7 protein-coding genes are annotated in these 7,900 nt (G+C 72.8%); 3 read left to right on the top strand and 4 right to left on the bottom strand.

Translation table 11 applies throughout. The features are described from left to right. Window positions 1–55: 55 nt before the first annotated feature. Window positions 56–496, bottom strand: coding sequence for a YchJ family protein (locus ACFWEP_RS27960; RefSeq protein WP_387374031.1), 441 nt, complete (start codon window positions 494–496; stop codon window positions 56–58). Between the two features lie 112 nt (window positions 497–608). Then, window positions 609–863 carry a hypothetical protein gene (locus ACFWEP_RS27955; RefSeq protein WP_387374029.1) on the bottom strand — a complete coding sequence of 85 codons (255 nt, stop codon included), beginning with the start codon at window positions 861–863 and terminating at the stop codon, window positions 609–611. Window positions 864–1,052: 189 nt separating this feature from the next. Here ACFWEP_RS27955 and ACFWEP_RS27950 point away from each other — a divergent pair, with 189 nt between their 5' ends. After that, on the top strand, window positions 1,053–1,982 hold the full coding sequence (locus tag ACFWEP_RS27950; protein ID WP_387374027.1) for a helix-turn-helix domain-containing protein: 930 nt from the start codon (window positions 1,053–1,055) through the stop codon (window positions 1,980–1,982). A gap of 118 nt (window positions 1,983–2,100) precedes the next feature. Here ACFWEP_RS27950 and ACFWEP_RS27945 read toward each other — a convergent pair whose 3' ends face one another. Together ACFWEP_RS27945 and ACFWEP_RS27940 are read right to left on the bottom strand one after the other, a co-directional pair. Beyond that, entirely contained in the window at window positions 2,101–2,337 is a 237-nt protein-coding gene (locus ACFWEP_RS27945; RefSeq protein ID WP_328718277.1) for a DUF397 domain-containing protein, read from the bottom strand. Continuing rightward, on the bottom strand, window positions 2,337–3,197 hold the full coding sequence (locus ACFWEP_RS27940; protein ID WP_328718278.1) for a helix-turn-helix transcriptional regulator: 861 nt from the start codon (window positions 3,195–3,197) through the stop codon (window positions 2,337–2,339). Before ACFWEP_RS27940 ends, ACFWEP_RS27945 begins: the two co-directional genes overlap by 1 nt. A 361-nt stretch (window positions 3,198–3,558) precedes the next feature. Between ACFWEP_RS27940 and ACFWEP_RS27935 the strand changes: the two genes are divergently transcribed. Next, complete coding sequence (locus tag ACFWEP_RS27935; protein ID WP_387374025.1) at window positions 3,559–4,008, top strand: hypothetical protein; 450 nt, start codon at window positions 3,559–3,561, stop codon at window positions 4,006–4,008. 150 nt (window positions 4,009–4,158) lie between these two features. Beyond that, window positions 4,159–7,893: a DUF4132 domain-containing protein gene (locus tag ACFWEP_RS27930; protein WP_387374023.1), complete on the top strand. Its 3,735-nt coding sequence runs from the start codon at window positions 4,159–4,161 to the stop codon at window positions 7,891–7,893. The last annotated feature ends 7 nt before the right edge of the window (window positions 7,894–7,900 follow it).

Raw genomic sequence — 7,900 nt, 5'->3', positions numbered from 1 at the left:
GCCCCCTCCCGGTCCGGTCCCGGTTCCGGTCACGGGGAGGGGGCCGCCGCCGGGTTCACTCCGGGAACTCGCCGTCCTCGTAGACCCAGGCGCCTTCGTGGCGGACGAAGGCGCTCCGCTCGTACATGCTGCCGGGCCGTCCCCCCTCGGTGAAGTGGGCGCGGAAGGTGACGGTGCCCCTGGTGTGGAACGCGCTGCCCTCGGTGGTCTCCAGGATCTCCAGCCGGTCCCAGCGCGTGCCGGGATCCAGCTCCACGGCCGGCGGACGGGTCGCCGGGTGCCAGGTGCGCAGCAGATAGCCTGCGTCCCGGACTGCGAAGGCCGCGTACCTCGACCGCATCAGGGCCTCGCAGGTGGGCGCGGCGGCCGTACCCGCGTGGTACCGGCCGCAGCACGCACCGTAGGAAGCGGGCAGACCGCAGGGGCAGGGGGCGTCCGGGGTGACGCGCGGGGCAGAGGGGACGGGCGGTGTGCGGCGGGCGGTGCGTCGTGACATGCGCCCATTGTCGCTCGGGGGCCGGTCACTCCGGTCGCGCGGGCGGCAGTGCCTGCCGCGCGCGGTCGGCGGTGCCTGGCCGGAACCCCAGGAGGCGTCCGCGCGGCGGCCCTCACCTCTGCCCGGGGAAGTCCACTGTCGCGGCCGTCCGGCGGCGCCGCCTGCCGGCCGCGGCGGAGGGCGCACGCGCACAGTCGGGCGATCCGGCCGGGTGGGCGTATCCGTATGCGCGAACGCCGGTGGCGTTGTCCCCGAACACCACGACGACCACCTCGCCGGGGACCGGTCCGCCGCAGTCGACACAGCGCGGGGTCATCGTCATCGGGGCGTCCCGCCCGCTCCCGTCCGCACACGCGTGCTCGACCATGCCCGCGCCCCTCTCTCTGCGCAATGATTCACTCACTTTGAGTGACCATACCCCCAGCATGCATCTCCGGAGCGTGAAACGCAAGGGTTGCGTTCTCCCGGATTGCGTCACCCGCCGGTTTGAGGTGAGCCCCCGTCACCGGCCAGACTCCGCGACACCAGGTACTCCCGGAACAGGAAGGCGCACACCGTGTCGGACAGGCGGCAGGCACCACCTCCCACGGTCAGGCTGCGGCGGCTGGCCGCCGCACTCCAGCGGCTGCGCGCCGAGGCCGACCTGACGCGCGAGCAGGTCGCCGGGCGGACCGGGATCAACGTGGTGACGCTGTACCGGATCGAGAAGGCACGGGCCCGCCCCCAGCAGAGGACGCTGGCGGCGCTGATGGACGCGTACGGAGCGGGCGACACGCAGCGCGCGGACCTGCTCGTTGCGCAGCGCCTCGCGGACGACCGGAGCCGGCTGCGGCCGTACGGCGCCGAGCCGGCCGGATCCGCAGGATCCGCCGGTTGCGCAGGGGCCTCAGGGCTTTCCGGGTTCGCCGGTTTTTCGGAGGGGTACCTCGCGTATCTCGGTTTCGAGGCCGAGGCGCGTACGGTACGCGCCTACGAATCGATGTTCGTACCGGAACCGCTCCAGACCGAGCGCTACGCACGGGCGGTGATCGGGGCCGCGCTGCCCGGGGCCGGGCGGGCGGAGATCGACGAGCGCGTCCGGGTGCGGACGGAGCGCCGGGACATGCTGGCGGCCCCCGACGCCCCGAGGCTCCGCGTGGTCATGGACGAAGCCGCCCTACGACGGGCGGTCGGCGGGACCGGGGTGATGCGCGAACAGGCCGGGCATCTGCTGCGGATCGCGCGGGAGCCGCGGACGACCGTGCAGGTGATCCCGTTCGGTGCGGGGGCCCACGCCGGAATGGGCGCCGGGAGCTTCGTCCACCTGGACTTCCCGGACGCGCGGGACGCGGAGTTGGTCTGGGTGGACGCGAGGGCGGGGGATCTGTTCCTGGACTCGGAGGCGGAGACCCTGGAGTACAGGTCGCTCTTCGAGCACCTGGGGACGGTTGCGCTGAGCCCCGGGGAGAGTGCCGCGCTGCTGGAGGCCATCGCCCGGCCGGAGTGAGGGGCATCCCCACTCCGGCCGGCGTGAGCGCGGGGGCGACCTGCTGGGCCGGGTCGGGCGAGCCCAGGTCGGACGAGGGCCGGTCGGACACGGGTCGAGTCGGACCGATCAGGTCAGGTCAGGTCAGCAGGAAGTCGGCCTGGCCGGTCTTGGCACCCTGGATGAAGGCGGCCATCTCGCCGGTGGAGTAGATGAGCGCCGGCCCGTCGGGGTCCGCGGACTGGCGGACGGCGACCCTGCCGTCCGCCAGTTTCAGGGTCTCGACGCAGTTGCCTCCGTTCCCCCCGCTCCAGGGCTTGGCCCAGCCCTCGAGGCCGAGGGCCGCGGCCGGCATGCCGTTGTAGATGTCGCTCATCACAGCTCCTTGCGGAAATCCCGGAGGATGTCCTTCGTGCGTCGTGCAGTCGCGGCCTGGGCCGCCATGCGGTCCATGGCCTCGAGGTAGGAAGCCACCTCCGGGCGCGTGTCGAAGTAGACGGCGCCGGTCAGGTACTCGCTGAAGACCATGTCCGGGAGTTCGGGCACGCCGAAGCGGAAGAGCACGAACGGACCGTAGGTCGCGGGGTGGTGGCCCGTCGCGAACTCCGCGATCTGGAGGGTGATGTGCGTCTGTTCGGAGGCTTCGAGAAGCTTGTCGATCTGTGCGCGCATGGCCTCGGGAGTGCCGACCGGCCGCCGCAGCACGGTCTCGTCCATGACCACCCACAGCCTCGGGGCGTCCGCCTTCGCGAGCAGGCTCTGCCGCTCCATCCGCAGGGCGACGTGCCGCTCGATGTCCTCGGGGCGGGACTGGCCGATCGCGCCGCTCAGCATCACGGAGCGGGCGTAGTCCTCGGTCTGGAGGAGTCCGGGCACGAAGTGCGGTTCGTACATGCGCAGCAGGCTCGCCGCGCCCTCCAGGCTGACGTACATGCTGAACCAGTCGGGCAGCACGTCGTGGTAACGCTGCCACCAACCGGGCTTGTTGGCCTCTTCGGCGAGCTCGACGAACGCGTCGTTCTCTTCCTCGCCGATCCCGTACGCACGCAACAGGGCCTGCACGTAGGGAATTTTGAGGGCGACCTCGGCCGTCTCCATCCGCCGGACCGTGGCGGACGCGACGCGGAGCACCTTGGCCGCTTGGTCGCGGGTCAGTCCGGCACGCTCCCGCAGGTCCTGCAGGCGCCTGCCGAGGACGACCTGCCCCACGGTCGGGGCTGACCGGGGCTCGCTCACTTCGGACCTCCGATGGTCTCTTCTGTCAGCAGTGTGCCATGCGGGTGGCGACAAATACACGGCCACTCTGCAATTTTCAGAGTGCCCCTTGCCAAGTGTCCGCGACAGGGGGAGAGTTGGTGACTGAACCAATTCGTTCGGTCACGTCCTCTCCTTTGCGTCGAGGTCGGGCGTGACGTGACAACCACTGTGAGGATTCGGTCGTGGCACCTGGCAGTGCGCCCATCCCCCGGCCCGCGGGGTCCCGTTACGGGGCCGCGGCGTCCGGTCGTCGCTCCGCTTGGCCGGCCCCGGCCACCGGAGTGCGCGGACCGGATGGTGAAGGTATCGGAGCCCTTGAGCGGCTCGGCGCGGAGCAACCGTGTTGAGGGCCGCGCTGTCCCGGCTGCGCGGGGACCACCACGCTCCCCGGACCGCGAAGGACGAGGGCGACGCGGGTCCCGCGCGGGCGCGGCTGCCGCTGCCCCCGGAGCTGAGCACCAGCCTGGGGTACGACGCGGTGGGCGTCCCCGCCCGGCACGGATTCCACCTCCTGTCCCATCTGCCCCGTACCGGGTGCGTGTTCGAGGCCGCCGACGTGTGGTGGTGGATCGTTCCTTCAGGGTCCGACCAGGACCTGGACTGGCCCGAGCCGGTCTCCTACGCCACCGGGGGCCTCGTACCGGTTCCCCGGCCCCGGCTCATCCACGGGCCGGACAGCCGCACCCCCTACACGCCTCCGATCCCGCTGTTCCTGATGGTGTGCCAGGTGGCCGGGGTGACGCCGAGCTGGGGAGCCCTCGGCGGCCGACGGGCGGTCTCCACTCCCTGAGGGACCCCCTCGACCCGGTCGGCCGGGACCCGTACTCCGAGGTCCGGCCCTCCGTCGCACGGCACTGTCGGTGGTCGGTTCCAGAATGAATGCAGCGATCGGGAGACCCGCCGCTCGGCGGGCCGTACTGAGGTTGAGGGGGCGGCGCGGATGCGGCGCTGGGAGCTGGTGGAAGGCACTGCGCCGAAGTTCTGGGAGACCGGGGCGGTCGGCGTCGCGGTCACCGTGCGGTACGGCCGCTGCGGGTCCGAAGGACGCACCCGGACGCAGGAGTACGCCTCCGAGGAGGCCGCGCACGCGAAGGTCCGCAGGACCATAGCGGAGAAGGTGCGCAAGGGGTACGAGGAGGTGGCGGCGTCCGCCTCCGCACCGACCGCGCCCCTGTCCACCGCCACCGCGCACCCCCACGCGGTGCCCGTGGCCGCCGTCCGGTCCGCTGTGCGGGGAGCGCCGGCACTGCCGGACGAGGACACCTTCGAACTCCCGCTGAGCTGGCGCCGGGTGCTCTACCCCCGGCGGGGCGGCTGCGCCCGGCCCCTGAGCAGGCCCACCGAGGAGACCTTGGCGCAGGTCGGGGAGCGGATCGCCGGTGAGGCGGCCTGGATCGAGCTGATACTCACCGAGCCCGGCTCGGACCCCGACCTCGTCGAGGCGACCCGGGCCCATCTCGCCGGCAGCCCCTCACCCGCCGGGGCCGCCGCGCTGGCGGCCGTCGTCTCCTTGGGGGAGACGGCTCCTTCGAGCTGGGTGGACACCTGGGTGGCGGAGTGCGGGCTGCCCTTCGCCGCACGCGCGGCCCAGGAGCTCCAGACCATCAAGGCGCACAGTTACCACGCCCTGGGACGGCGGGTGAAGGGTGCGCTGAAGCGGGTCTCCCTCTCCTCCTCCCTGCATTGGCACCACGGCTCGCTGAACGTGGCCGCCCGGGCCCGCGCCCACATCGCCGCGGCGGACGAGCCCACCTACCGCGCCACCGTGGCGGCGCTGGAGGCCGCCCGCGGGGACTGCCACCACCGGATCACCGCCGCCTTCCTGGCCCCGAGCGAGACGGAGTGGGTCGACGCCCTCCTGTCGGAGCCGGCCGTGCTCGCCGAGGACCACTACGTCCTGCAGCGCATGGTGCTCTGCTCCCTGACGTCGGCCGACCAGCTGGCCCGGCTGTCGTACCGTCCGGACCACACCCTCGCCGTGATCGCGACACTCGCCGACGGCCTCGGGACGGCCGTCGCACCGATGCTCCGGAAGTACCTCGACCACGGCCAGCACTACTCCGAGGGCGTCAAGGCTGTCTCCGCGGCGCTCACCGAACTCCCCACCGACGAGGCCTTCAACGTCCTCCTCCACCACAAGGAGCTGAAGCAGGTCCGCGCGGCACTGCTCGACGCGATGCGCCGCTATCCGGTACGGGCCCTGCGGCTGCTCTCCGCCGACGTCCGGTACAACACCCCCACGAGGTCGCGTGCCTCGCGGCAGCTGCTGCACGCCCACATCAACACCCACCGCCCGCTGGTGTCCGCCCTGCTGCCGACGCTCCCGAAAGATCTGGCGGAGGTGGTGGGCCCGCTGCTGAACCCTGTGTCCCGCTTCCCCGAGGCGTCCCTCGCTTCCCTGCCCCCCGAGCTCACGCAGCCCCCGTGGTGCCGCCCGCGCGCGGGCGCCGCCACTCCGGTCAGCACCGGCGAGGACGCGCTCCCCGCGCCGGAGCTGCGCTGGCTCCCGGGCGAGCAGGAGGAGTGGGCGCGCTGTTCCACCTGGTACACCCGCCCCCAGCACGACGGCGATTACGAGAAGGTGTTCTCCTCCCAGCTCGAAGGGCTGAACAGCACCGGGCTGCGGCCTGCTTGGATCTTCCTGCACGCACCCGTGGAGCGCGTCGCACCGGCCCTGGCCACGTGGGGGCCGACGGACCTCTGGGACGGGGCGGACACCCTCCGGCCGATCGTCGCGCGCTTCGGGATCGACGCGCTGCCGCTCCTGCTGCGCACCGTCCCCCGCCAGCCGAGCACCATGGCTGCGCTGTTCCTGCCGTTCGTGGACGCGGCCGTCGCCCGGCACATGGCCGACTGGGCGGCCCGGTTGAAGTCCACCGCCGCGACGACCCGGACGTGGTTCGCGCGCCACGGCGCCGCAGCAGCGGTGTTCCTGGTACCGGACGCGGTCGGCAAGCCGGGTGCCCCTCGGCGTGCGGCCGAACGGGCGCTCCTCCAGATCGCGGCGGTGCACGGCGAGCGGACGGTCCACGAGGCCGCGGACCGGTACGGCGCCGACGCGGTGCGCTCGGTGGAGGCGCTGCTGGTCAGCGACCCGTTGGAGCGGGCGCTGCCGGAAAAGCTGCCGGTTCTGCCGAACTGGGCGGAGCCGGGGCTCCTGCCGCAACTGCTGACGCGTACCGGTGAGGCGCTGCCCGCCGGGGTGGTGCGCAACGCCCTGACGATGTTCGCGCTCTCACGGCCGGGCGAGGTCTACCCGGGTGTCGCCGCGCTCCGCGCGGCCACCGCGCCGGACTCGCTCGCCGGGTTCGCCTGGGCCGTCTTCGAGCAGTGGCTCGACGCGCGGCTTCCGGCCAGGGAGTCGTGGGCGTTGTACGTCCTGGGCGAGGTCGGGAACGACGAGACCGTCCGGCGGCTCACACCCGTCGTCCGCGCCTGGCCGGGCGAGGGCGCGCACCACCGGGCGGTCGAAGGACTGGACGTGCTGGCGGCGATCGGCAGCGAGGTGGCACTGCTGCAACTGCACGACATCGGACAGCGGGTGAAGTTCAAGGCGTTGAAGACGCGCGCCCAGGAGAAGATCGCCGAGGTGGCCGCGGTGCTGGGACTCACCGCCGAACAGCTGTCGGACCGGCTGGTGCCGGACTTCGGGCTGGACGCGGACGGTTCGACGGTCGTGGACTACGGCCCGCGCCGGTTCACCGTCGGCTTCGACGAACGCCTCGGCCCGTACGTCCTGGACGGGGCGGGGAAACGGCGCAAGGATCTGCCGGCCCCCGTGGCCCGGGACGACGGGGATCTGGCCACGGAGGGACGCAAGAGGTTCCTGGCGCTGAAGAAGGACGTGCGGGCCGTCGCCTCCGGACAGGTGCGACGCCTGGAGGCGGCGATGGTCTCGGGCCGGACCTGGACGGCGCGGGAGTTCCAGGACCTGTTCGTCGCCCATCCGTTGGTGGGGCACCTGGTGCGGCGGCTGGTGTGGCTGAGCGAGTCCCGGGGTGCGACGACCGCCTTCCGGGTCACCGGGGAGAGGACGTTGGCCGACGTGCGCGACCAAGCGTTCGCGCTGCCCCCTCGCGGTTCGGTCCGGCTGGCCCACCCGCTCCGCCTCGGCGACGGGCTGAAGACCTGGTCCGAGGTCTTCGCCCGCCAGGAGCTGTCCCAGCCGTTCGCCCAACTGGAGCGCGAGGTCTTCGTTCTGACGGACGAGGAGCGCACGAGCAACCGGCTGACGCGCTTCGAGGGCGTGACCGTGCCCACGGTCGCGGTGCTGGGCCTGGAGCGGCGCGGCTGGGAACGTGGCGCGCCGCAGGACGCCGGGGTCGAGGGCTGGATCTCCAAACGCCTCGGCGAGGACTTGTTCCTCGTCGTCGGCTTCTACGAGGGCATCGTGGCCGGCTCCCCGGAGGCCTTCCCCGAGCAGCGGCTGGAAGCGGTCTGGCTCGACGACCGCCCGGGGGACCACTGGCCCCACGGGACGTACCACCACATGTTCGGCGCCTTGGACCCGGTGACGGCGTCCGAGGCGCTCGCGGACCTGACGGTGCTCGGGGGAGTCCGTCGGGCCCCGGCCGTCGGCGGGGGGGGCCCGGGGGGGGGGGCGGCCCGCGGGGCGGGGGGGGGGGCGGGGGGGGGGGGGAACTGGCATGCGGGGGTCATCCGTTCTCGTACGTGAACGAAGC

Origin of the sequence: Streptomyces sp. NPDC060198, from assembly GCF_042728415.1 — a bacterium.
Classification (GTDB): Bacteria; Actinomycetota; Actinomycetes; order Streptomycetales; family Streptomycetaceae; genus Streptomyces.
The sequence above is the reverse complement of the archived record's forward strand: the minus strand, read 5'-3'. Positions and strand labels throughout refer to the sequence as shown.